The 22,388-nt window shown below is 77.0% G+C and carries 20 protein-coding genes; 10 read left to right on the forward strand and 10 right to left on the reverse strand.

Annotated elements, in window-relative coordinates; translation table 11 throughout:
* Positions 1-89 precede the first annotated feature (89 nt).
* Positions 90-860, forward strand: a complete 771-nt coding sequence (locus ACI8AC_RS11795; protein ID WP_456897955.1) for a DUF72 domain-containing protein — start codon at positions 90-92, stop codon at positions 858-860.
* 3 nt (positions 861-863) lie between these two features.
* Here ACI8AC_RS11795 and ACI8AC_RS11800 read toward each other — a convergent pair whose 3' ends face one another.
* The gene (locus ACI8AC_RS11800; protein WP_456897956.1) at positions 864-1,862 is read right to left on the reverse strand and encodes a Gfo/Idh/MocA family protein; all 999 of its coding nucleotides are present in this window, start codon (positions 1,860-1,862) and stop codon (positions 864-866) included.
* 37 nt (positions 1,863-1,899) lie between these two features.
* Here ACI8AC_RS11800 and ACI8AC_RS11805 point away from each other — a divergent pair, with 37 nt between their 5' ends.
* Positions 1,900-2,190, forward strand: coding sequence for a DUF4031 domain-containing protein (locus ACI8AC_RS11805; RefSeq protein WP_117379581.1), 291 nt, complete (start codon positions 1,900-1,902; stop codon positions 2,188-2,190).
* On the opposite strand, the gene ACI8AC_RS11810 is transcribed toward ACI8AC_RS11805, so the two are convergent.
* The 3 genes from ACI8AC_RS11810 to ACI8AC_RS11820 all read right to left on the reverse strand — a co-directional run bounded on the left by ACI8AC_RS11810 (position 2,141) and on the right by ACI8AC_RS11820 (position 4,656).
* Positions 2,141-2,776 carry an HD domain-containing protein gene (locus tag ACI8AC_RS11810; protein WP_456897957.1) on the reverse strand — a complete coding sequence of 212 codons (636 nt, stop codon included), beginning with the start codon at positions 2,774-2,776 and terminating at the stop codon, positions 2,141-2,143. The genes ACI8AC_RS11805 and ACI8AC_RS11810 overlap by 50 nt on opposite strands.
* Positions 2,773-4,044 carry an ArgE/DapE family deacylase gene (locus tag ACI8AC_RS11815; RefSeq protein ID WP_456897958.1) on the reverse strand — a complete coding sequence of 424 codons (1,272 nt, stop codon included), beginning with the start codon at positions 4,042-4,044 and terminating at the stop codon, positions 2,773-2,775. The genes ACI8AC_RS11810 and ACI8AC_RS11815 overlap by 4 nt, the downstream gene beginning before the upstream one ends.
* Positions 4,045-4,419: 375 nt before the next feature.
* The gene (locus tag ACI8AC_RS11820; RefSeq protein WP_456897959.1) at positions 4,420-4,656 is read right to left on the reverse strand and encodes a DUF6458 family protein; all 237 of its coding nucleotides are present in this window, start codon (positions 4,654-4,656) and stop codon (positions 4,420-4,422) included.
* Between the two features lie 256 nt (positions 4,657-4,912).
* On the opposite strand from ACI8AC_RS11820, the gene ACI8AC_RS11825 reads away from it, so the two are divergent.
* Positions 4,913-5,041 (forward strand): hypothetical protein, encoded by a 129-nt coding sequence (locus tag ACI8AC_RS11825; RefSeq protein ID WP_456897960.1) that lies wholly within the window; start codon positions 4,913-4,915, stop codon positions 5,039-5,041.
* Between the two features lie 98 nt (positions 5,042-5,139).
* Complete coding sequence (locus ACI8AC_RS11830) at positions 5,140-8,118, forward strand: ATP-binding protein (protein WP_456897961.1); 2,979 nt, start codon at positions 5,140-5,142, stop codon at positions 8,116-8,118.
* A gap of 166 nt (positions 8,119-8,284) precedes the next feature.
* On the opposite strand, the gene ACI8AC_RS11835 is transcribed toward ACI8AC_RS11830, so the two are convergent.
* Entirely contained in the window at positions 8,285-10,066 is a 1,782-nt protein-coding gene (locus ACI8AC_RS11835) for a DEAD/DEAH box helicase (RefSeq protein ID WP_456897962.1), read from the reverse strand.
* 340 nt (positions 10,067-10,406) lie between these two features.
* Here ACI8AC_RS11835 and ACI8AC_RS11840 point away from each other — a divergent pair, with 340 nt between their 5' ends.
* A complete protein-coding gene (locus tag ACI8AC_RS11840; protein WP_456897963.1) occupies positions 10,407-11,606 on the forward strand; it encodes an aminotransferase-like domain-containing protein in 1,200 nt (399 codons plus the stop codon).
* Positions 11,607-11,658: 52 nt separating this feature from the next.
* On the opposite strand, the gene ACI8AC_RS11845 is transcribed toward ACI8AC_RS11840, so the two are convergent.
* A complete protein-coding gene (locus ACI8AC_RS11845; RefSeq protein ID WP_456897964.1) occupies positions 11,659-13,341 on the reverse strand; it encodes a DNA repair helicase XPB in 1,683 nt (560 codons plus the stop codon).
* A gap of 31 nt (positions 13,342-13,372) precedes the next feature.
* Entirely contained in the window at positions 13,373-15,643 is a 2,271-nt protein-coding gene (locus ACI8AC_RS11850) for a helicase-associated domain-containing protein (RefSeq protein ID WP_456897965.1), read from the reverse strand.
* A 65-nt stretch (positions 15,644-15,708) separates the two neighbouring features.
* On the opposite strand from ACI8AC_RS11850, the gene ACI8AC_RS11855 reads away from it, so the two are divergent.
* The 3 genes from ACI8AC_RS11855 to ACI8AC_RS11865 all read left to right on the forward strand — a co-directional run bounded on the left by ACI8AC_RS11855 (position 15,709) and on the right by ACI8AC_RS11865 (position 18,206).
* The gene (locus ACI8AC_RS11855) at positions 15,709-16,245 is read left to right on the forward strand and encodes a hypothetical protein (protein WP_456897966.1); all 537 of its coding nucleotides are present in this window, start codon (positions 15,709-15,711) and stop codon (positions 16,243-16,245) included.
* Between the two features lie 87 nt (positions 16,246-16,332).
* Positions 16,333-16,554, forward strand: a complete 222-nt coding sequence (locus ACI8AC_RS11860) for a hypothetical protein (RefSeq protein ID WP_456897967.1) — start codon at positions 16,333-16,335, stop codon at positions 16,552-16,554.
* Positions 16,551-18,206, forward strand: coding sequence for an AMP-binding protein (locus ACI8AC_RS11865; protein ID WP_456897968.1), 1,656 nt, complete (start codon positions 16,551-16,553; stop codon positions 18,204-18,206). The genes ACI8AC_RS11860 and ACI8AC_RS11865 overlap by 4 nt, the downstream gene beginning before the upstream one ends.
* Before the next feature lie 66 nt (positions 18,207-18,272).
* On the opposite strand, the gene ACI8AC_RS11870 is transcribed toward ACI8AC_RS11865, so the two are convergent.
* Positions 18,273-19,049 carry an endonuclease/exonuclease/phosphatase family protein gene (locus ACI8AC_RS11870; RefSeq protein WP_456897969.1) on the reverse strand — a complete coding sequence of 259 codons (777 nt, stop codon included), beginning with the start codon at positions 19,047-19,049 and terminating at the stop codon, positions 18,273-18,275.
* 38 nt (positions 19,050-19,087) lie between these two features.
* On the opposite strand from ACI8AC_RS11870, the gene ACI8AC_RS11875 reads away from it, so the two are divergent.
* Together ACI8AC_RS11875 and ACI8AC_RS11880 are read left to right on the forward strand one after the other, a co-directional pair.
* A complete protein-coding gene (locus tag ACI8AC_RS11875) occupies positions 19,088-19,681 on the forward strand; it encodes a nucleotidyltransferase family protein (protein ID WP_456897970.1) in 594 nt (197 codons plus the stop codon).
* Between the two features lie 80 nt (positions 19,682-19,761).
* Positions 19,762-20,157 carry a cold-shock protein gene (locus ACI8AC_RS11880; protein ID WP_456897971.1) on the forward strand — a complete coding sequence of 132 codons (396 nt, stop codon included), beginning with the start codon at positions 19,762-19,764 and terminating at the stop codon, positions 20,155-20,157.
* 64 nt (positions 20,158-20,221) lie between these two features.
* On the opposite strand, the gene ACI8AC_RS11885 is transcribed toward ACI8AC_RS11880, so the two are convergent.
* Together ACI8AC_RS11885 and ACI8AC_RS11890 are read right to left on the reverse strand one after the other, a co-directional pair.
* Positions 20,222-20,704, reverse strand: coding sequence for a DUF2771 family protein (locus ACI8AC_RS11885; protein WP_456897972.1), 483 nt, complete (start codon positions 20,702-20,704; stop codon positions 20,222-20,224).
* Positions 20,701-22,011, reverse strand: coding sequence for an MFS transporter (locus ACI8AC_RS11890; RefSeq protein ID WP_456897973.1), 1,311 nt, complete (start codon positions 22,009-22,011; stop codon positions 20,701-20,703). The genes ACI8AC_RS11885 and ACI8AC_RS11890 overlap by 4 nt, the downstream gene beginning before the upstream one ends.
* Between the last annotated feature and the right edge of the window lie 377 nt (positions 22,012-22,388).

Consider the following 22,388-nt stretch of genomic DNA (forward strand, 5'->3'; position numbering starts at 1 on the left):
CCCGGCCGGCGGCCGGTCACTCGCCGCCCGGACCGGACCTGCCGCGGCTCGTGGGGCTGCACCGCGCGGTGTGCGGGTAGCGGCACGGCATGGCGGTGGTGGTGGGGACGTCGGGGTGGCAGTACCGGGACTGGCGCGGCCGCTTCTACCCGCCCGGCCTGCCGCAGCGGCTGGAGCTCGAGCACCACGCGGCGCACTTCGCCACGGTGGAGAGCAACGCGGCCTTCTACCGCCTCCCGGAGCGGGCCACCTTCGAGCGCTGGCGGGCACGCACACCCCCGGACTACCGGTGGGCGGTCAAGGCCAGCCGGTTCCTCACGCACGTGCGCCGGCTGCGCGACCCGGCCGAGCCGGTGGCCCGGCTGGTGGAGCGCGCCGCCGGGCTGGGCGACCGGTTGGCCGCCGTCCTGCTGCAGCTGCCGCCGACGCTGAAGGCCGACGCCGGGCTGCTGCGCGACTGCCTGCAGCAGTTCCCGCCCGGCCTCCGGGTGGCCGTGGAGCCCCGGCACGACACCTGGTGGACCGACGAGGTCCGTGACCTGCTCGAGCGGCACGGCGCCGCGCTGTGCTGGGCCGACCGCGCCGAGCAGCCGGTGACGCCGCTGTGGCGCACCGCCGGGTGGGGGTACCTGCGGCTGCACACCGGGGCGGAGGGGTGGGGCTACCCGCCGGCGGTGCTGCACCGCTGGGCCGAGCGGCTGGCCGGGGCGTACGGCCCCGACGAGGACGTGCTGGTCTACCTGAACAACGACCCGGGCGGGGCGGCGGTGGTCGACGCCGTCGTCCTCGCCGAGGCGGTGCGGCGCACCGGCCGGCCGGTGACCCGCGTGCCCACGCCCGCCCAGGCGACCGGCGGGTAGGCCTCAGCCGAGGCCGTGGGGGTCCTCGGCGTGCCGGATGCCCAACCGGTCGGCGGCCTCGCCGAGCACCGCCTGGACGGCGAGGGTGTCGGCCAGCGGCATGACCGCGCTCTCGGTGCGCCCGGCCTGCATGCACGCGGTCACCTCGGCGAGCTCGTGCGCGTAGCCGGTGCCGGTCTGCGGCCGGGTGATCGTCTCGGGGTCGGCGCCGGTGCGGTGCAGCACGATGGTGTCCGGGTGGTGGAAGCGGGGGAGGACGTCGATCCAGCCCTCGGTGCCGAACACCCGCGCCTGCCCGGGGGTCGGGTAGCGCAGCGAGGTGGTGAGCGTGGCCGACCGCCCGTCGGCCCAGCCCAGCAGGATGGCCGCCTCCGCGTCGGCGCCCGTGGGGAACAGCGAGCCCGCGGTGGTCACCGTGTCCGGGGCGCCGAGCAGCATCTGGGCGAACGAGACGACGTAGACGCCGAGGTCGAGCAGCGCTCCGCCGCCGAGCTCGAGGGCGAACAGCCGGTCGAGCGGGTCGTAGGTGCGCGAGACGCCGAGGTCGGCCTGCACCGAGCGGACCTCCCCGATCGCGCCGTCGGCCACCAGCTCGCGCAGGGTCACGACGGCGGGCTGGAAGCGGGTCCACATCGCCTCCATGACGAACAGCCCCCGCTCCCGGGCCCGCTCGACGACCTCGACGGCCCCCGCGGTGGTCGCGGTGAACGCCTTCTCGACCAGCAGCGCCTTGCCGGCGTCCAGGGCGGCCAGCGCGATCGCGTGGTGCTGCGGGTGCGGGGTGGCGACGTAGAGGACGTCGACGTCCGGGTCGGCGAGGATGTCCCGGTAGGAGCCGTGGGCCCGCTCCAGCCCGTGCCGGGCGGCGAAGGCGGCCGCGCGGTCGGCCGAGCGGGAGGCGACCGCGACCGGCCGGGCCCCGGGGACGTGCGCGAAGTCGGCCATCAGGTTCTCGGCGATGCGGCCCGGCCCGACGACGCCCCACTGGATCTCACGGCTCACCCGGGCGACGCTAGCCGCCGGCGGGGAGACTCTCGACGTGGCCCTGCTCATCGACACCCCCGTGTGGCCCTGGCGCGGCCGGTTGTGGTCCCACCTGGTCAGCGACGCGTCCTACGAGGAGCTGCACGCCTTCGTCGCCGCCGAGCTCGGCATCCCGCGGCGGGCGTTCCAGGGCGACCACTACGACGTCCCGGCGGAGCTGTTCGAGGTGGCCGTGGCCGCGGGCGCCGAGGCGGTGACCTGCCGCGTGCTGCTGGCCCGGCTGCAGGCGGCCGGGCTCAGGCGCCGGAAGCCGCGCGCGAGCGCAGCAGCGCCAGTTCCGCGCTGAGGTTGGCCCGGGCCCGCGGGGTCCAGGCCGCCGCGACGGCCGGCAGCCGGTACAGCTCGGGCAGCTCCAGCAGGTGCTCGAGGACGGCGATCCGCCCGGTGGTGAACTCCTCGTCGGTCAGGTGCCCGTACTCCTCGCGCACCGCCGACGCGTAGCCGGCGTAGGCCTCCGGCGGCCCGGCGAGGACGGCCAGGTCGGCGTCGCAGAGCACCGCGCCGTTCGCGTCGCCGGGCTGCGGGTCGTGGCCGGCGGTGAGCAGCACCAGCCGCACGACCTCCTCGACCCGCTCGTCCGGCACCAGGCCGCGCAGCCCGGCCCGGGCCCGCTCCGCGCTGACCTGCTCGTTGTCGCCGCGGCGCGGGTCGTAGACCACGTCGTGGTACCAGGCCGCCAGCCGGACGGCGGCGGGGTCGGCGGCGGCCGCGTCGAGCTCGCCGACCAGGCCGAGGACGGCGGCCAGGTGGGTGAGGTCGTGGTAGCGGCGGTGCGGCTGCGACCACGCGGCCACCACCGCCGCCCACTCGGTCCGCGACGTGGCGGAGTCCCCGGCCAGCCGGGCCCAGGTCTCGAAGCCGATCAGGCTCATGCCACCCCGCAGGTGCGCAGGGCCAGCAGGGCGAGGGCGCGGGTGGCGGTGACCAGCTCGTCGACCGGCACCCGCTCCAGCGGGCCGTGCGCCAGGTGCAGGTCGCCCGGGCCGTAGTGCAGCGTCGGGACCCCGGCCGCGGCGTAGAGGCGCAGGTCGGTGCCGGCGGGGAGGGCCCGCTCGGGCGGCGGCGTCCCCCCGGCGTCGGTGACCGCGCCGCGGACGGCGGGCAGCAGCGGGTGCCCCCCGGGCAGGGTGCCGCTGGCGAACGCGCCGCCGGTCCAGGCCAGCCGCACCGGGTGCTCGGCCAGCCAGGGGTCGGCGGCGCAGATCGCGCCCAGCCGCTCCTCGAAAGCCGCCCGCGCCACCTCCACGGGCTCGCCGATGCGGACGCCGTAGCGGCCCTCGGCCACCAGCAGGTCGGGCACGGAGCTGGCCCAGTCGCCCGCCCGCACCCGGCCGATGCTGAGCCCGTACGGGTAGCGGGCCTCGCCGAAGCGCGGGTCGGCGCCGGCCTGCCGCTCCGCCTCGAACTCCCGCAGCCCGGCGTGCACGACGGCGAACAGCTCCACCGCGCTCACCCCCCGGTCGCGGTGGGCGGCGTGCGCGGCGTGGCCGGTCACCTCCAGCCGGAAGGTCGACGCCCCGGCGTGGGCGGTGACCACCGCCCCGGCGGTCGGCTCGGGGATGACGCACAGGTCGCCGCGGTGCCCGCGCCGCAGCGTGGCCCACGCGCCCAGGCCGCCGTCCTCCTCCCCGACGACGGCGTGCACGGCCAGGGGCCGGGCCAGGCGCACCCCCGCCGTCCGCACCGCGGCGAGCGCGGCCAGGGCGGACACCAGGCCGGCCTTCATGTCGCAGGCGCCCCGGCCGTGCACCGCCCCGCCCTCGACCCGCGGGTCGAAGGGGTCCCCGGGCCAGCGGTCGCGGTCGCCGGCGGGGACGACGTCGGTGTGCCCGGAGAGGACGAGGGCCGGGACGCCGCCCTCCGCCGCCGAGGCCGTGCCGACGCAGCCCCACGCCTCCGTGCGCGGCACCTCCTGGCCGGGGGCGTCGGGTGCGCAGGCGGCCTCGGCCAGGTCGATCGCCCAGCGGTCGACCTGGCAGCCCAGCGTCTCCAGCACGTCGCCGACCCGGTGCTGGACCTCGCTCTCGGCCGCGGTGCCCCCGACCGAGGGGATGGCGACCAGCTCCCGCAGCAGGCCGACCGCCCACCGCTCGTCGACGGCGTCGAGGACGCGGGCCTCCACGTCGGTCAGGTGCGCCACGCCGCGGAGTCTGGCACGCGTCCGGGGACCGGCCGCGGCGGGCGCGGGGACCCCGCGGACCGGCGCGGCCGGGCCCGGGTGGGGCGGATCACGACGGGGCGGCGGGCGCCTGACCAGGGCGCCCGCGGCCGCACCCGGCCGGGTCCCGCCGGCCCGTGTAGGCGACGGCCGCCGGGGGTAGCCTCGGAGGTGTCCGGGCCGGGCGATCTGTGTCCCCGGGTGCCAATTGGATACCGCCTTCGCGGAATACCGCCCCGACCTCGGTCGGGGGTCCGGAGCCGCGTCGTGCCACTCGCCGCGAGGCGACCAGAGCCCGGTCCGGACCCATCCGTGCGGGAGCCCCCGACCACCGCGGTCGGGGGCCCCCGCACGTGGTCAGTAGGTCTCGTCGGTGGTGGTCCGCCGCCTGCCCACCGGGTCGGCGTGCGTGGTGGTGCGCACCTCGCGCCGCCGGGGTGCCCACACGACCAGCTCCAGGACGACGCCGAGCGCGCCGGCCGCCATGAGGATCCACCCGACGACCTGCAGGTCGACGCCGGAGACGTCGACACGCAGGGCGAAGGTGAGGACCGCACCGAGCGCCAGCAGGACGATGGCCGTTCCGAGCCGCATCGCGGGCTCCTTCCTCGCGGGTCGCCGGGTCGGCGCACGCCGGGCGGCGGCGGCAGGTGCCGCGGCGTTGCGGTTCCCCGCCCGGGGCCGGGCGCTGCACCGCACCGGCCGCACTCACCCCATCGGGTGGCCCCCTCAGGGGGCACCTCAGACGGGCACCCGGACGGCTCATGAGGGAGTGCCCGACCTCCCGATGCCCGCGCCGGGGCCTCAGCACGACCGTCGACCTCGTCCACGACGACGAGAGGAACCGGTCATGACGACCTATCCGAACCCCGGCCTCGAGGCCGAGCTGGCCTACCGGCGCGAGGTGCTGCAGCGGATCGGCCGCGGCACCCGGGGCGGCAGCCGCTGGTCCATCCGGCGGACGCGGCGCCCGCGCTGAGCGGCGACTCCCTCCTCGCCCCGCGCGTGCCCGGGGCGGTGCCCTGGTGGGGGCCGCCCGGCGCCGTCCCGTCGGGGGCCCGTGCCACCATCCCGGGCGTGCCGCAGTGGGACGACCGCCCGTTGGTGGGCCGCGACGAGGAGCTGGCCCGGCTGCTGGCCGCCGTCGACCGGGCCTGCCAGGGGCGCGGGGCGGCGGTCCTGCTCGCCGGTGACGCCGGGGTGGGCAAGACCCGGCTCCTCGACGAGCTGGCCGCCCGCGCGACCGCCCGCGGGGTGCGGGTGCTCACCGGGCACTGCGTCGACCTCGGGGACGTCGGCCTGCCCTACCTGCCCTTCGTCGACCTCCTGCGGCCGGTCACCGGCGACCCGGCCGACGGCGCGGCCCGCGCGCTGCCGGCCGGCCTGCTCGCCGGGCCGGTCCCGCTCGGGGACGGCGCACCGGCGGGGGAGGCCGCCGACCTGGGCGGCCCGCTCCGGCACCCGGGCGCCCGCACGCGCCTGGACGACGGCCGGCTGCAGCTGTTCGAGTCGGTCGCGGGGCTGCTGACCGGGCTGGCCGCGGAGGCACCCGTGCTCGCCGTCCTCGAGGACGCGCACTGGGCCGACCGCTCCAGCCGTGACCTGCTGCGGTACCTGCTCGCGCGGCTGGCCGACGCGCCGGTGGCCCTGGTGGTCTCCTACCGCTCCGACGACCTGCACCGCCGTCACCCGCTGCGCCCGCTGCTCGCCGAGCTGGTCCGGGTGCCCGGGGTGGAGCGGCTGGAGCTGGGGCCGCTGCCGGACGCCGCCGTGGGGGAGCTGGTCCGCGGGCTGGCCGCCGGGGTCGCCGACACCACGGTGGACGACGTCGTCGCCCGCGCCGAGGGCAACGCCTTCTACGCCGAGGAGCTCCTGGCCGCCGGCCTGGCCGGGCAGGAGCTGCCGCTGGCGCTCACCGACGTGCTCCTCACCCGGGTCGAGCAGCTCGGCGAGGCCGCCCAGCGGGTGCTGCGGGTGGCCGCCGTCGCGGGGCGGCAGGTCCGGCACGACCTGCTCGCCGCGGTCGCCGGCCCCGACGCCGCGGAGCTCGACGCCGCGCTCGCCGAGGCGGTGCACCGGCACCTGCTCGTCGTCTCGCCCGACGGCCGCTACCGGTTCCGGCACGCGCTGCTGCGCGAGGCGGTGCTGGCCGACCTGCTGCCCGGCGAGCGGGTGCGGCTGCACGCGGCCATCGCCGGCTGGCTGGCCGCCAGCCCGGCCGCGGGCACCGCGGCGGAACGGGCGCACCACGCCCGGGGCAGCCACGACCTGCCCGGGGCGTTCAGCGCGTCGCTGGAGGCCGCGACCGAGGCCTGCGAGGTGGGGGCCCCGGCCGAGCAGCTGCAGCACCTGGAGGCGGCGCTGGAGCTGTGGGGTGCGGTCCCCGACGCCGCCGAGCGGGCCGGCCGCAGCCACGCCGAGCTGCTCCTGGACACGGCCGCGGCGGCGCGGACGGCGGGGGAGCCGCACCGCGCGGTGGCGCTGCTGCGGGCGGCGCTGGAGCTGCTGGGCCCGGCGGGCGACCCCGTGCTGCGGGCCCGGCTGCACTACCGGCTGGCCCAGACGCTGGCGCGGGTCGAGGACCAGGCGGCCGCGCAGCGGGAGAGCGCCGCGGCGATGGCGCTGGTACCGGCCGACCCGCCCTCGGTGGTGCGCACGTGGGCCGCCGCCACGCACGCCCGCACCAGCTACGACGTGGGCCGCCGCGAGGAGGGCGACGCGGCCGCCGCCGAGGCGCTCGCCGCCGCCGACACCCTCGGGCTCGACAGCGCCTGGGCCGACACCGCGGTGTCGCTGGCGCGGGTCGGCGGGGTGGAGGACCGGCCGGTGGTGACCGCGCGGCTGGAGGAGGCGCTCGCACGGGCGCGCCGGTCCGGCGACACCGACGTCGAGATGCGGGTGCTGTTCAACCTCGCGGTCGTGCCCTACGACGCCGGGGACGTCGACGCGGCCCGCCGCTGGGTCGACACCGGGCTGGCCCGGGCCGCCGAGCTCGGCGTCGAGTGGTCGTTCTACGCGACGGAGCTGCGGCACCTGGGCGTGGTCACGCGGTACGTGGCGGGGGACTGGGACGGCAGCCTGGCGCTGGCGGAGGGGCTGGCGCGGGTACCCGCGATGGCGGGGCACGTGCGCGCCGCCGGCCTGCTGGTGCTCGTCGGCCGCGGGGACGCCGGGGTGGGCGAGCGGCTGGCCTGGGCGCGGGGTCTGGCCGACCGGATGGAGGCGCACGTCCTGCTGCTGATCGCCACGGCCGGCGCCGAGGCCGACGCCGCGGCCTGGGCCGGGGACGCCGACGCCGCGGTGGCCGCCGTCCGCACCGCGGTCCGGCACGTGCACGCGCTGTGGGGGGACGACCGGCTCGCCGTCGTCCGGCTGGCCGCCACGGCCCTCGCCGCGGTCGGCGACGCAGCCGCCGAGGCCCGGCTGCGGGGCGACGACGCGGCCCTCGCCGGGCGCCTCGCGGAGGGCGAGGAGCTGGCCGCGACGGCCCGCGACGCGGTCCGCGACCACCTGCGCGCGTTCGGCCCGTTCGGGGTCGAGGCCGCCGCCTGGCAGGCCCGGGTGGAGGCCGAGAGCGCACGGTTGGCGGGTCGCGCGGACGTCGGGCTGTGGCGGGCCGCGGTCCACGCGTTCGGCTACGGGCACGTCTACGAGCAGGCGCGGTCGCGGTGGCGGCTGGCCGAGGCCCTGCTGGCCGGGGACGACCGCGCCGCGGCGGCCGGCGAGCTGCGGGCGGCGGTGATCGTGGCCGGCCGGCTGGGCGCCGTCCCGCTGCGGGAGGCGGTGGCCGCCCTGGCGCGACGCGCGCGGCTGCCCCTGGAGGCGGGCGGGCGGGTCGTGGCACCGGACGCGGTGTTCACGCCCCGCGAGTCCGAGGTGCTCGGGCTGCTGGCCCGCGGCCGCACCAACCGCCAGATCGGCGCCGAGCTCTACATCAGCGAGAAGACCGCCAGCGTGCACGTGAGCAACATCCTGGCCAAGCTCGGCGCCGGCAGCCGCACCGAGGCCGTCGCCGTGGCCGCCGCGCGCGGCCTGCTGCCGGCCGCCCGGGGCTGAACCCGGGCGGCCCGCGACGCGCCCGGTGCGGGCCGCCCCGGTCCACCGGTCACCGGCCGCGGGCTCGTCCACCCGAGGCATAGGAAGCCATCCCCCCGTCGGCGGCCCCCGGACATGGGTACAGCTTCCTATGCCTCGGGTGGCACCGCCGCTACCGCGGGTGCGGTCAGAGCATCGTGCGCAGGCGTTCCCGGCGGGCGCGGAGCACGTCGACCGACGCCGACGCCGAGGGCGGGCCGGGCACCGACCTGCGCAGCTCGGTGTGCACCACCGCGTGCGGCGTCGAGGTCTTCGCCGACACCCGGGACACCAGCCGGTTGATCTCGCGACGGAGCTCGGCGGCGTCGCGCCACGAGCGGCCGGCGTCGTCCTCGTCCGGGTGGTCCTCGACGACCGGCAGCTCGCCGGTGTCGTCGTGCTGCCGCTGGGCGATGCGCAGCCGCAGCTCGTCGTCCCGCTTGGCCAGCAGTTCGGCGGTCTGCTCGGCGGTGAGCAGGCCGGGGATGCCGAGGAAGTCCTCGTCCTCGGCGGCCACCACCACGGCACCCGACGCCGCCCCGGTGTGCGCCGTCCCCCCGTGGAGGACGTGCGCGAAGCGCGCGTCGGCCTCCAGCGCCTCGAACTGCGGAACCCCGTCGACCGCGCGCTCCTTGGGTGGCAGCGGCTCCAGGTCGAGCTCGTCGCCCTGCACCGTCTTCGGCGGCGGCATGACGTGGTTGCGCTGCTCCTCCATCGACGCGGCGAGGGACAGCAGCGGCCGGACGGCGGGCAGGAACACCGTCGCCGACTCGTGCGCCGCCCGCGCGCGGACGACGCGGCCGACGGCCTGCGCGAAGAACAGCGGCGTCCGGTACGAGGTCATCCACGCGAGGACGGCGGCGCGGGGGACGTCGACGCCCTCGGAGATCATCCGCACGCAGACCGCGATCCGCGCCGACCCGGTGGCGAACCGCTCGATCTTCTTGGAGGCCCTCGGGTCGTCGGAGAGGATCAGCTCCGGCGCCTTGCCCGTCACCCGGCGCACGATCTTCGCGTAGTCGCGGGCGTCGTCCTGGTCGCTGGCCAGCACCAGCCCGGCGGCGTCGGGCATGCCGTTCTCCCGCAGGTGGGTGATCCGGTCGTCCATCGCGGCGATCACGTGCGGCACCCACTGGCCCTTGGGGTCCAGCGCCGTCCGCCAGGCCTGCATCTCCACCGACCGGGTGCCGGCCTCCGAGAGGGACGCCGCGACCACCTCGCCGGCGGAGTTCCGCCAGCGCGAGGTCCCGGTGTAGGCGGCGAAGACGACCGGGCGGACGACGTTGTCGGCGAGGGCCTCCTTGTAGCCGTAGGTGTAGTCGGCCCGGCTGACCAGGCCGACCTCGCCGCCGAGGTCCCCCTCGAAGCCGTCCTCCTCGTAGCGCACGAACGGGATGCGCTCGTCGGGCTTGGTCCGGAACGGCGTCCCGGTCAGGCACAGCCGGCGGGCGGCGAAGCCGTAGGCCTCCTCGATCGCCTCGCCCCAGGAGAGGCCGTCACCGGCGTGGTGCACCTCGTCCAGGATGACCAGCGTCTTCACCGCGGTGGAGCGCGCCGCGTGCAGCATCGGCTTGCCGGCGACCTGCGCGTACGTGGTCACGTAGCCCTGCGTCCCCGCCCGCACCGGGCCGACGGCGTTGGTCAGGTTCGGGTCGAGGACGATCCCCAGCCGGTCCGCGGCCTCGGCCCACTGCAGCCGCAGGTGGTCGGTCGGGCACACCACGACCACGCGGGCGACCTCGCGGCGCTGCAGCAGCCGGGACGCCAGGGTCAGGGCGAACGTCGTCTTGCCCGCGCCCGGGGTCGCGGTGACCAGGAAGTCCTTGGGGGAGGCCTGCTCGTACTTCTCCAGGGCGGCCTGCTGCCAGGCCCGGAGCGGCCGGCTCGTCGTCTGCGGGCTCGCGGCCACCGCTCGTGCTGCACTCGCCATGTCGGGCGCCATTGTGGTCGGGGGATCCGGGACACGCCCAACCGGGCACCTCCCGCGCGCCCCGCCCGGGACGACGTATGGACGCCGACCCCGGCGCCCTGACCTGCACCGATGCCGCGGACCGGGCCCGGCTGTGGCGCTCCTCTCGTGCCCCGGCGGGCAGGCTGCGCCCCGCGGGTCACGCCCTCCCCACGGGTGCGCCGCACGGGCCGCACGGGCGCGACGTATCCTGGGCGACGGCTCCTCGACCAGGAAGCCCGACCGGCGCGGACGGCAGCGGGACACCCCCCGCACTCCAGCGCCGTCCCCCACCCCCTGGTACGTCCGTCCTGGAGCACCCGTGTCGTCCGCACTCCTCACCACGCCCGTCCCCGCCCTCGCCGAGCGCCTGGCCGGGGTGGCCGGCTCGCCGGTGCGCGAGCTGCTCGCCCTCCTCGACCGGCCCGAGGTCATCTCCTTCGCCGGCGGCCTGCCCGCGCCGGAGCTGTTCGACCTCGACGGCGTGCGGGCCGCCTACGACCGCGTGCTGTGGGGCCCGCACGCCCGCCGCGCGCTGCAGTACGCCCCCAGCGAGGGCGACCGCGAGCTGCGGGCCCGCGTCGCCGCCCGGCTCACCGCCCGCGGGCTGCTGACCAGCGGCGGGGACCTGCTGGTGACCTCCGGGTCGCAGCAGGGGCTCTCGCTGGTCGCCACCGCGCTGCTGGACCCCGGGGCCACCGTGCTCGTCGAGGACCCGACCTACCTCGCCGCGCTGCAGTGCTTCCAGCTCGCCGGCGCCCGCGTCGTGCCCGTGCCCACCGACGAGCACGGCATCGACCCCGACGCGCTGGCCGACGCGCTGCGCCGGGAGCGGCCCGCGCTGGTCTACCTGGTGCCGACCTTCGCCAACCCGACCGGGCGCACCATGCCCGCGCACCGGCGGGCGGAGGTCGTCGAGCTGACCGCGCGGCACGGGGTCTGGCTGGTCGAGGACGACCCCTACGCCGACCTGCGCTACCGCGGCGCCCCCGTGCCGGCGCTGGCCGCGCACCCCGGCGCCGACGACCACGTGGTGTACCTGGGCAGCTTCTCCAAGGTGGCCGCGCCCGGGCTGCGGCTGGGCTGGCTGCGGGCGCCGTCGTCCCTGCTGCCGGCGCTGACCCTGGCCAAGCAGGCCGCCGACCTGCACACCTCCACCGTCGACCAGGCGGCCGCCGCGGCCTGGTTCGCCGCGGCCGACGTCGAGTCGCACGTGGCGCGGCTGTGCTCGGCCTACCGGGAGCGGCGGGACGCCATGGTCGAGGCGCTGCCGGCCGCCCTCCCGGCGGGCAGCACCTGGACCGAGCCGGACGGCGGCATGTTCGTGTGGGTCCGCCTGCCCGGTGACGTCGACACCGCGGAGCTGCTACCGGCCGCCCTCCGGCACGACGTGGCCTTCGTGCCGGGCGCGGCCTTCTTCGCCGGGCGGCCGGACCGGGCAACGCTGCGGCTGTCGTTCACCACCTACGCCCCCGCCCGGATCGCCGAGGGCATGGCGCGGCTGGGCGCGGCGCTGGGCTGACGCGGAGTGGATCCTTGGGGGTCACCCCCACGGATCCCCTCCGCTCGATCGTTCAGGCGCCCTCGTCCACCCAGTCGGGGCCGTTGACCTCACCGGGGCCGGCGAGGTCGTCGGCGTCGACGATCGTGTACGCGTAGCCCTGCTCGGCGAGGAAGCGCTGCCGGTGGGCGGCGTACTCGGCGTCCAGGGTGTCGCGGCTGACCACGGTGTAGAAGTGCGCCTGCCGGCCGTCGGCCTTGGGCCGCAGCACCCGGCCCAGCCGTTGGGCCTCCTCCTGCCGCGAGCCGAAGGTCCCCGACACCTGGACGGCGACCGCGGCCTCGGGCAGGTCGATGGAGAAGTTGGCCACCTTGGACACGACCAGCGTGCGGACCTCGCCGGCGCGGAAGGCGTCGAAGAGCTTCTCCCGCTCGCGGTTGGTGGTCGAGCCCTGGATGACCGGGGCGTCGAGCGCGGCCCCGAGCTCCTCGAGCTGGTCGAGGTAGGCGCCGATGACCAGCTTCTGCTCCTCGGGGTGCCGGTCGAGCACCCGCCGGATCACCGGCAGCTTGGAGGACGCCGTCGCCGCGATCCGGTACCGCTCCTCGGGCTCGGCGACCGCGTAGGTCATCCGCTCCTCGTCGTCGAGGGAGACCCGCACCTCGATGCACTCGGCCGGCGCGATGTAGCCCTGCGACTCGATGTCCCGCCAGGGGGCGTCGTAGCGCTTGGGCCCGATGAGGGAGAACACGTCGTCCTCCCGGCCGTCCTCGCGCACGAGGGTCGCGGTCAGCCCCAGCCGGCGGCGGGACTGCAGGTCGGCGGTGAGCCGGAAGATCGGGGCCGGCAGCAGGTGCACCTCGTCGTAGACGATCAGGCCCCAGTCCTGGGCGTCGAAGAGGTCCAGGTGCCGGTACTCGCCCTTCCGCCGGGTGGTGATCACCTGGTAGGTGGCGATGGTGACCGGCCGGATCTCCTTGCGCTCGCCGGAGTACTCGCCGATCTCCTCCTCGGTCAGCGACGTGCGGGCGATCAGCTCGCGCTTCCACTGCCGGCCGGCCACCGTGTTGGTGACCAGGATCAGCGTGGTCGCCCTGGCCTCGGCCATCGCCGCGGCGCCGACCAGGGTCTTGCCCGCCCCGCAGGGGAGGACGACGACGCCCGAGCCGCCCGACCAGAAGCCGTCGACCGCCTCGCGCTGGTAGTCGCGCAGCGACCAGCCCTCCTCGACCAGGTCGATGGGGTGCGCCTGCCCGTCGACGTAGCCGGCGAGGTCCTCGGCCGGCCAGCCGACCTTGAGCAGCGCCTGCTTGAGCCGGCCGCGCTCGGAGGGGTGGACGACGACGGTGTCCTGGTCGATGCGCTGGCCCAGCATGGGCGCCACCCGCTTGGAGCGGATGACCTCCTCGAGCACCGCCCGGTCGGAGGTGGTGAGCACCAGCCCGTGCACCGGGTTGTTGGCCAGGGTCAGCCGGCCGAAGCGGTCCATGGTGTCGGCGACGTCGACCAGCAGGGCGTGCGGGACCGGGTACCGGGAGTAGCGCACCAGCGCGTCGACCACCTGCTCGGCGTCGTGCCCGGCGGCGCGGGCGTTCCACAGCGCCAGCGGCGTGACCCGGTAGGTGTGCACGTGCTCGGGGGAGCGCTCGAGCTCGGCGAACGGGGCGATCGCGGCGCGGCAGTCGCGCGCGGCCGGGTGGTCGACCTCGAGCAGCAGGGTCTTGTCCGACTGGACGATCAGGGGGCCGTCGTTCACGGGGTGGGGCGCCTCTCGACTGGGGCGGGCATCACGGGGTCCAACGGTCCTCGGGGGCGGGGGCTTCCTCCTCCACCAGCGCCACCGAGGTGATGCGGTGCACGGCGAAGGTGCGCGCCTCGCCGCGGCGGTCGTCGTACCCCTGCAGGAAACCACCGGCCAGGGACACCGGGCGGACCACGCGCTGGCTGCCGCTGCCCTGGGCGTCGACGTAGCCCAGCCACACCGGCGTCCCCTCGCGCACGGCGCGGGAGAGCAGCTCCAGTGTCCCGGCGGTCGTCACGCCCGGGACCTGGCGGACCGGCTCGGTGCGGCGGGCCGAGAGCGCGGCGTCCCCGGCGCGGACCTCGCGCACCGTCGCGGCCAGCTCCTCGGGGGTCAGCGGCCGCGGGGCCACCGGACCGGGGGCGCCCGGCCGGCGGCCCGCGGCGCGCGGCCGGGCCGGCGGCCGGGTCAGGACGGCGCCGCCCGGGGACTCGCCGGCCGGGGCGTAGCCGGCCCCGCGCAGCACGGTGAGGACCTCGTCGGCACCCAGGCCGCTGACCAGCACCCCGGGCGCCAGCCGGCGCAGCTCGGCACCGGCGGCGCGGCGGTCGCCGAGCACCTGGGAGAGCAGCCCGTGGTCGTCGGAGCGCACGTAGCTCTCGATCGCGCCGACGCGCAGCCGGCCGTGCTGGCGGGCGACGTCGTCCACCAGGTAGTCCAGGGCCTGCGGCACCGGGGTGCGGGAGGCCCGGGCGAGGAACTCGTGCAGGTCGGTGGCCGACCACCCGGCGTCCAGCGCGCGCCGCACGCTGGCCTCCGACACCCGGTAGACCGTGGCGCCGCCCGAGGACTCGACGTCGGCCACGACGGCGAGGGTGTCGGCCAGCTCGGCGACCAGCGGCCCGGGCGCGACCAGCGACAGGTCGGGCTGGGCGAGCACGTGGTCGACCGGCTCGGGCAGCAGCCCGCGCATGCCGTCGGCGGCGCCGTCGGGCCCGCCGGCCAGCAGGCCGCGCCCGGCCGTGGAGAGCACCCCGCCGACGACGACCCCCAGCCGCGCGGCCTCGGCCAGCAGGTCCGGCACGGGGGCCAGCCGGTCGGCCCGCCGGGGGGTGCGCCAGCGCAGCAGCTCCACCAGGTCGCCCGGCGCGAGCCCGGAGCCGGGCGGGTACCCGGCCAGGGCGGCCAGCGCCGCCCGCCGGACGGCCGGGGCGGTGTGCCGCACGAGGTCGGGGGACAGCGCGTTGACCGCCTTGCCGCTGACGTCCCGGTGGCCGGCCAGCGAGGGCAGCCGGACGGCGTCCAGCCACCCGGCGGCCAGGGTCGCCCAGCGATCGGGGAGGTCCTGCTCGCGCCACAGGTCGAAGGCCCGGGTGGGCAGCCACTCGTCGCGGTGCGGGCCGCCGACGTCGAGCAGCCCGGCGACCGAGGCCAGCTCCAGCAGCCAGGCGGCCTCCGGCTCGGTCACGTGCAGCGCCCGGGCCAGCCGCTTCTGGTCGCGCACGCCGATCCCGCCGCTGCGCAGCAGCCCGGCCGGCTCGTCCTCGAGCAGCCCCAGCAGCTCGCCGACCCGGCCCACCGACTCCAGCCCGGCCCCGGCGGCCTGCCGGTCGACGACCGCCGGGTCGCGGGTGACCACCGCCGGTTCCGGGCGCAGCCGCGGCGGGCCGTACGGGCGGTCCCCGCGCAGCAGCAGGCCGACCTCGCGGGGCAGCTCGACGTTGAGGGCGTCGATGCGGGCCAGCAGGCCGCGCTGCAGGAGGCGCCGGGCCGGGCTCGGGCCGCCGTTCGGGGTCTCCGGGAGGTGCCCGACCGGGCGGTCGCCGGCCAGCCGGTCCAGCACCTCGCGCTCGTCGGCCGGCAGCTCGCCCACCGCGGCGGCGAGGTCGGCGGGCAGCGCCAGGCGCAGCTCCGCGGCCCGCCGTCCGAGCCCGGCCGGGTGGCGGACCGCCCGGCGCACCGGGTCCGGGGCGCGCAGCCGGTCGTCCCCCCACAGCAGGGCCCGCGTGGTGAGCCGCTCGACCGCGTCCTCGCGCACCGCGTCGGGCAGCTCCGGCAGCGCACCCACCAGGTCGGCGGGGTCGACGCCGTCGGTGTCGGCGAGCAGGACGGCGTCGAGGACCTGCAGCGTCGCGGCGTCCAGCTCGTCGAGCGCGCGGTCGACCGACACCGGCACGGCCAGGCGGCTGGCCAGGGCGACCACGTCGGAGGGCGCGGGGCGGGCGACGTCGGGCCGCGCCGCCAGGAGCGCTCCGAGCTGCTCGTCGCTGCGGGTGCGCAGCCACGCGGAGAGCGTGACCGGACTGTCGGCAGGCATCCGCTCCACGTTACGCCCGCGGCCTGGGCCGACGTCCCGGCCGCGGGGTGCGTCAGCATGGGGCCGTGCACCCGGCCGCCGACGACCCGACGACCCGCACCGCGCTCGACGGTTACCAGGCGGGCGCCCTGCGCTGGCTGGCCGGCGGTGTGATCGGCGTGGTCCTCGGGTTCCTGCTCGGGGTGGTGGCCGTGGAGATCGCCCGGGACTCCGGGCGGCGGCTGCCGGCGGTGGGCCTGGTGGTCATCGCCCTGGTGGCCGCGGGGATCGCCGCGGCACTGGCCGGTGCGGGGGCGCTGGTGCGCGCCCACCGCTGGCGGCGCGGGCTGTCGGCCGTGCCCTGGCAGACCGGGGTGCTGCGGATCGCCGGCCCGGCGGTGATCGCCTTCGAGCCGGCGGGGTTCGACGACACCGACCCCTTCGCCGAGCCGGTCCGGCTGCGGCTGGAGAGCACCTCGGTGTGGCGGACGCGGGCCGTCCAGCGGCTCGACGGCGCGGTGGTGCGGGCCGCTCCGGTGGGGCGGCGCGAGTGGGTCCTGGCCTCCGACGAGGAGCCGACCGTGTACGGGGCCCGCGAGGTGGGGGGACGCCGGGGCGGGTAGTACGTGCATCGGGGGTACCTCGTCGGAGAAGATGGCAGACCACCGCCGATCCCGGCGGTCCCGGCACGACGGAGGCGACGAGGCGAGATGGCCAAGCGGAAGACGAAGCACGCGCACCTGGTGGAGCCCACCTGGGGCCAGTCCGACGACGGCGGCGCCCCGGTGACCGAGCTCCTGGCCGAGGCGGCCGGCCCCCTGTCGCCCTTCGGCGAGGACCACGGCTTCCCGCTCCCGCCCGAGGCCCTCCGCTACGCCCACCCGACCGACCGCCCCAACCGGGCGGGCGACAACCGGACGGTCCGGCGGTGACCGCGCCCGCGCTGCCGTCCTACAGCAGCGGGACCTCGACCGTCCCCCTGCTCGGCGACACCATCGGGGCCAACCTCGACCGGACGGCGGCGCGGGTGGGCGACCGGGAGGCGCTGGTCGAGTGCGCCACCGGCCGCCGCTTCACCTACCCGCAGTTCGTCGCCGAGGTCGACGCGGTCGCCCTGGGGCTCGACGCGCTCGGCGTCGCGAAGGGCGACCGGGTGGGGATCTGGGCGCCGAACTGCGCCGAGTGGGCGTTCGTGCAGTTCGCCACCGCCAAGCTCGGCGCGATCCTGGTCAACATCAACCCCGCCTACCGCACCCACGAGCTGGCCTACGTCCTGAAGCAGGCCGGCATCTCGGTGCTGGTCAGCGCGCCGGAGTTCAAGACCAGCGACTACCGCGCGATGGTCGGCGAGGTCCGCGGCGAGTGCCCGGACCTGCGCGAGGTGCTCTTCCTCGGCTCCCCGGAGTGGGAGCAGCTGGTGGCCACCGGCCGGGGCGGCGACCGCGACCTGCTGGTGCGGCGCGAGACCCGGCTGTCGGCCGACGACCCGATCAACATCCAGTACACCTCCGGGACGACGGGCTTCCCGAAGGGCGCCACGCTCACCCACCACAACCTGCTCAACAACGGCTTCTTCGTGGGGGAGGGCTGCGGCTACACCGAGGAGGACCGGATCTGCATCCCGGTGCCCTACTACCACTGCTTCGGCATGGGGATGGGCAACCTGGCGGCCACCTCGCACGGGGCGACGATGGTCATCCCGGCGCCCGGCTTCGACCCGGCGCTCACGCTGAAGGCCGTGCAGGACGAGCGGTGCACCTCGCTGTACGGCGTCCCGACGATGTTCATCGCCGAGCTGGCGCTGCCCGACTTCGGCTCCTACGACCTGTCCAGCCTGCGCACCGGGATCATGGCCGGCTCGCCGTGCCCGGTCGAGGTGATGAAGCGGGTCGTGACCGAGATGGGCATGACCGAGGTGACCATCTGCTACGGGATGACCGAGACCAGCCCGGTCTCCACCCAGACCGGCGCCGACGACGGCCTCGACCGGCGGACCTCGACGGTCGGGCGGGTGCACCCGCACCTGGAGGTCAAGGTCGTCGACCCCGAGACGGGGCTGACCGTGCCGCGCGGCACCCCCGGGGAGTTCTGCACCCGCGGCTACTCGGTGATGCTCGGCTACTGGGACGAGCCGGAGAAGACCGCCGAGGTCATCGACCGGGCCCGCTGGATGCACACCGGCGACCTCGCCGTGATGGACGCCGAGGGCTACCTCAACATCGTCGGCCGGATCAAGGACATGGTGATCCGCGGCGGGGAGAACGTGTACCCGCGGGAGATCGAGGAGTTCCTGTACACCCACCCCGACGTCGTCGACGCCCAGGTGATCGGGGTCCCCGACGAGCGGTACGGCGAGGAGCTGATGGCCTGGGTGCGGCTGCGCGAGGGCGCCGAGCCGATGACGCCCGAGAGCCTGCGCGAGTTCTGCACCGGCAAGCTGGCCCACTACAAGATCCCGCGGTACGTGAAGGTCGTCGAGTCCTTCCCGATGACCGTCACCGGCAAGATCCGCAAGGTCGAGATGCGCCAGGTCTCGGTCGAGGAGCTGGGCCTGCAGTCGGCGGCCTCGGTCAGGAACGCCTGAGGCGGGAACCCCTCCCTGTCGAGATCCCGCGATCTCGCACGCCCGAGGCCACCGAGCCGTGCGAGATCACGCGATCTCGGCCGGGGCGACCGGGACGACGAGGGCCCGGTGGTCGGAGAGGGGCAGCCGCACGGCCTCGCCCGGTCCGCTCGCGGTCAACGGCCCGCGGGCGAGCACGTGGTCGAGCTGGCGGGTCGGCGCCTCCAGGGGGAAGGTCGGCGCGCTGACCAGCGACCGCATCCCGCTCACGCGCCAGGCCTGGCCGGGCCCCATGTTCAGGTCGCCCATGAGCACCAGCGGTTCGCGGGTCCCGGTGAGCGAGCGGACCAGCCGGGAGAGCTGCAGCGCCCCCCACCCCGGCACGAAGGACAGGTGGGTGTTGGCCACGGTGAACTGCCCGGCCGGCCCGTCGAGGACGGCGGCGACCGCCACCCGCGGCTCGTCGCCGACCAGCTCGGGCCGCGGGGCGCCCCGGAACCACACCGGTACCCGGGTGCGCAGCGCCGGCAGCCGCACCACCCGCCAGGAGACCACCGGGTAGCGGGAGAGCAGCGCGATGCCGTAGCTGGCCGAGCCCGGCTGCTCCTCACCGGTCGCCGCCATCCAGGTGCCGCCCGGTGTGCCGGCGAGAGCGGCGACGAACTGGGAGTCCACCGCGCCCATGGCCTCGGCGGCCACCGCGGTCAGGTCGGCGTTCATCGACCGCGGCTGGTCCCGGTCCACCTCCTGCAGCCCGAGGACGTCGGCGTCGAGGCTCTTCACCGCGGTGGCCAGCCGGTCGACGTCCACCCGGTCGTCGTCGGGGGAGCGCCCGTGGAGGATGTTGAAGGTCGCGATCCGCACGGGGTTGCAGTGCCCGGGCGCGGGTAACGGCACGCACCGTGCAGCCCTCCGACCGGGACGAGATCCGTGATCTGCTGAAACGCACCGCCGTGGCGCTGAAGCAGGCCGACGTGCCCTTCGCCCTGTGCGGCGGCTACGCGGCCTGGGTGCGGGGCGCGCCCGAGCCGGACCACGACGCGGACTTCCTCGTGCCGGCCGCGGAGGCCGAACGGGCGACCAAGGTCCTCGCCGAGGCCGGCCTGGAGGTCGTCGACCCGCCCGAGGACTGGCTCACCAAGGTCGTGCACGGGCACTCGTTCGTCGACGTCCTGTGGCGGACGTGCGGGAAGGCCGTGGAGAGCGACCTGGTCGACCGCGCCGAGACCCTGCCGGTGCTGTCGGTGCACATGCCCGTCCTCGAGGCCACCGACATCCTGGTCACCAAGCTGATGACCCTCGACGAGCACTACTGCGACCTGGCGCGGCTGCTGCCCGTCGCCCGGGCGCTGCGCGAGCAGGTCGACTGGGAGCGGGTGGCCCGCGAGGTCGCGAGCAACGACTTCGCCGTGGTGTTCCTCGAGCTGCTGCACCGCCTGGGGGTCGTGGAGCGGCCGGCGGCCATCCCGCCGTCCGGGGAGCCCGCGGGCGACTAACCTGGCGCCCGGCGGCGGGTGTGCCGCGACCGTCCCCGGCTGGCGCCGGGCCCACCTGGAAGAACGACTGAGGGATCATCGTGCCCACCGGCAGAGTCAAGTGGTTCAACCCGGACAAGGGGTTCGGCTTCCTCTCGCGCGAGGACGGCCCCGACGTCTTCGTGCACAAGGACGCCCTGCCGGCCGGCACCACCGAGCTCAAGCCCGGGCAGCGCGTCGAGTTCGGCATCGTCGCCGGTCGCCGCGGCGACCAAGCCCTGCAGGTCCGGGTCCTCGACCCCCTGCCGTCGGTCACGGCCGCGCACGCCGAGCGGACCCGCAAGAAGCCCGACGAGCTGGTCCCGATCATCGAGGACCTCATCAAGCTGCTGGACGACGTCTCGAACGGCCTGCGCCGCGGCCGGCACCCCGACAAGGCGGTGGCCCGCAAGGTCGCCTCGGTGCTGCGGGCCGTCGCCGGCGACCTGGAGCACTGAGAGGACCACCCTTCCCCCACGCCTCGCACGCTCGGCGCGGGCCCCGCGAGGGTTGCCGTCCCGCTCAGCCGGCGGGGGTGGCGGTGCCCCCGGTGTCGCCGCCGGCCCGCAGGAAGCCGACCGGCCAGGCGCCGCTGAGGCCCGAGCACTCCTCGCCGGAGTCCTCGACGACGACCAGGTGGTAGGCGGCCGGCACGACGTCGGAGCTGTTGATGCCGTCGTAGACGGTGCTGCCCGCGGGCACGTCCACCTCGCCCAGCTGCTCGACGAGCTGGTCGTCGAAGACCTGCACGCTCCAGCCGCGCTCGGCGACCGACTCGGGGACCTCCAGGCGGATCGTCGTCCCCGGCGAGACCTCGACGATCGGCGGCCGGGTCCCGTAGCGCTGCCCCTCGCCGTCCAGGCAGTACTGGCTGGCCGGGACGGGCACTTCCTGCGGGCCCGCCCGCACGGTGACCTGCGGTGGGGTGTCCGGCTCGTCGGCGCCGCAGGCGGACGTGGCCGCGAGCAGCAGGAGGGCGAGGGCGGCGGGCGCGCGGCGGATCACGCCGACCACCCGCCCGGACCGGTCCCGGTGCCCGGCAGCGGCCCGCCCGCCGGGTCGGTGGGCGGGTCCACCGGCACGGGGTCGCGGCGCCGGCGCGGTCCCCACAGCACCAGGCCGACGGCGAGCACGAGCAGTGCTGCGGCGACGGTGAAGCCGATCCAGCCGGTCGGCGGCAGCGCGATGCCGAGCGCACCGCCGACCACCCAGGCGAGCTGCAGCAGGGTCTCCGACCGCGCGAACGCCGAGGCCCGGAGCTCCTCGGGCACCTCCCGCTGGATGATCGCGTCGAGCGAGACCTTCCCCAGGGCGTTGGCGACCGCGGCGACACCGGCGACCAGCGCGGCCATCGGCAGGCTGTAGAGAACGGCGGCGACGACGGTGACCGCCGCGGCCGTGCCGGCCGACCAGAGCACCACCCGGTCGGGGTCCACCCGGTGCAGCCGCGAGCCGACGGCGGTCCCCGCGACGCTGCCCACGCCGGCCGCGGCCGCGATGCCCCCCAGCGCCGCGGTGGCCTGCCACCCGCCGGTCACCGTGGCCTCGACGAGGAAGGCCGAGAAGATGGTGAGGAAGCCGCCGAGCCCGCGCAGCGCGGCGTTCGCGCGCAGCGCGACGGCGACCCGGGGGCCGACCGGGCGCCGCTTCCGGCCGCCGGTGACCACCTGCTGCGGTGCCGTGGAGAACACGTCGGCCGGCTGCTCCCCGGTGGGGACGTCGACGTGCCGGGGCAGCCGCAGCGCCAGGACGGCACCGGCGGTGAACACCACCGCGGTCACCCACAGCTCGGGCGGGAAGCCGAACAGCGACGCCAGCCCCGCGCCGATGCCGCCGAAGACGGCGGCGGTCAGCAGGCCGAAGACCGACGTCCGGGCGTTCGCCGAGGTCAGCGACATGGCCGACGGCAGCACCCGGGGGATCACCGCCGCGCGCAGCACGTTGTGCGCCTTGGAGAGCACCAGCACGCCGAGGGCGGCGGGGTAGAGCCAGAGGTCGTCGTGGTGGGCGGCCATCACCAGCGCGAGGACGGCCCGGCCCAGCAGGCTGGTCGCCATCGCCCACCGGCGCCCGCGCTGGAGCCGGTCGAGGAGCGGGCCGATCACCGGGGCGACCACCGCGAACGGGGCCATGGTGACGAGCAGGTACAGGGCCACGTTGCCGCGCTGGGCATCGCTCGCGGCGGCGAAGAAGAGGGTGCCGGCCAGGGAGACGGCCACCATCGCGTCGCCGGCCATGTGGAGGGCGTTGACCCACAGCACCTGGGTCAGGCCGCTCTCGCCCGCGCCGTGGGCCCGGCTGGCCGTCTGCACCCGCCGCACCGCCGCGCCCGTCAGCTCGCGGGACCGGGCCGCGGCGACCCGGGTGACGGTGACCTTGCGCGGCGCCGCAGGGGGCGGCGGTGCGCCCTGGTCGTACCCGCCGGGCCACCCCGGCGTCGCGGGACCCGGCGGGTAGGGAGGAGGCGGAGGAGGCTGCTGCCCGCCCCAGCCGGCCGCCGGCGGCGGGCCGGCCCAGCCGGTCGCGGGAGGGGGCGGCTGCCGGCCCGTCGGTCCGCCGGGCGGCGGCGGCCGCCAGCCCCCGGGCGAGGTGGCCGGGCGGTGCACCGGCGGCGGTGCCGCGGCAGCCGGCTGCGGGCCGGCCCCGGGGGGCTGCAGCGGCGCGGTCTCGACGGGCGGGGCGTCCAGGC

It is taken from the genome of Geodermatophilus sp. SYSU D00758, from assembly GCF_054049955.1.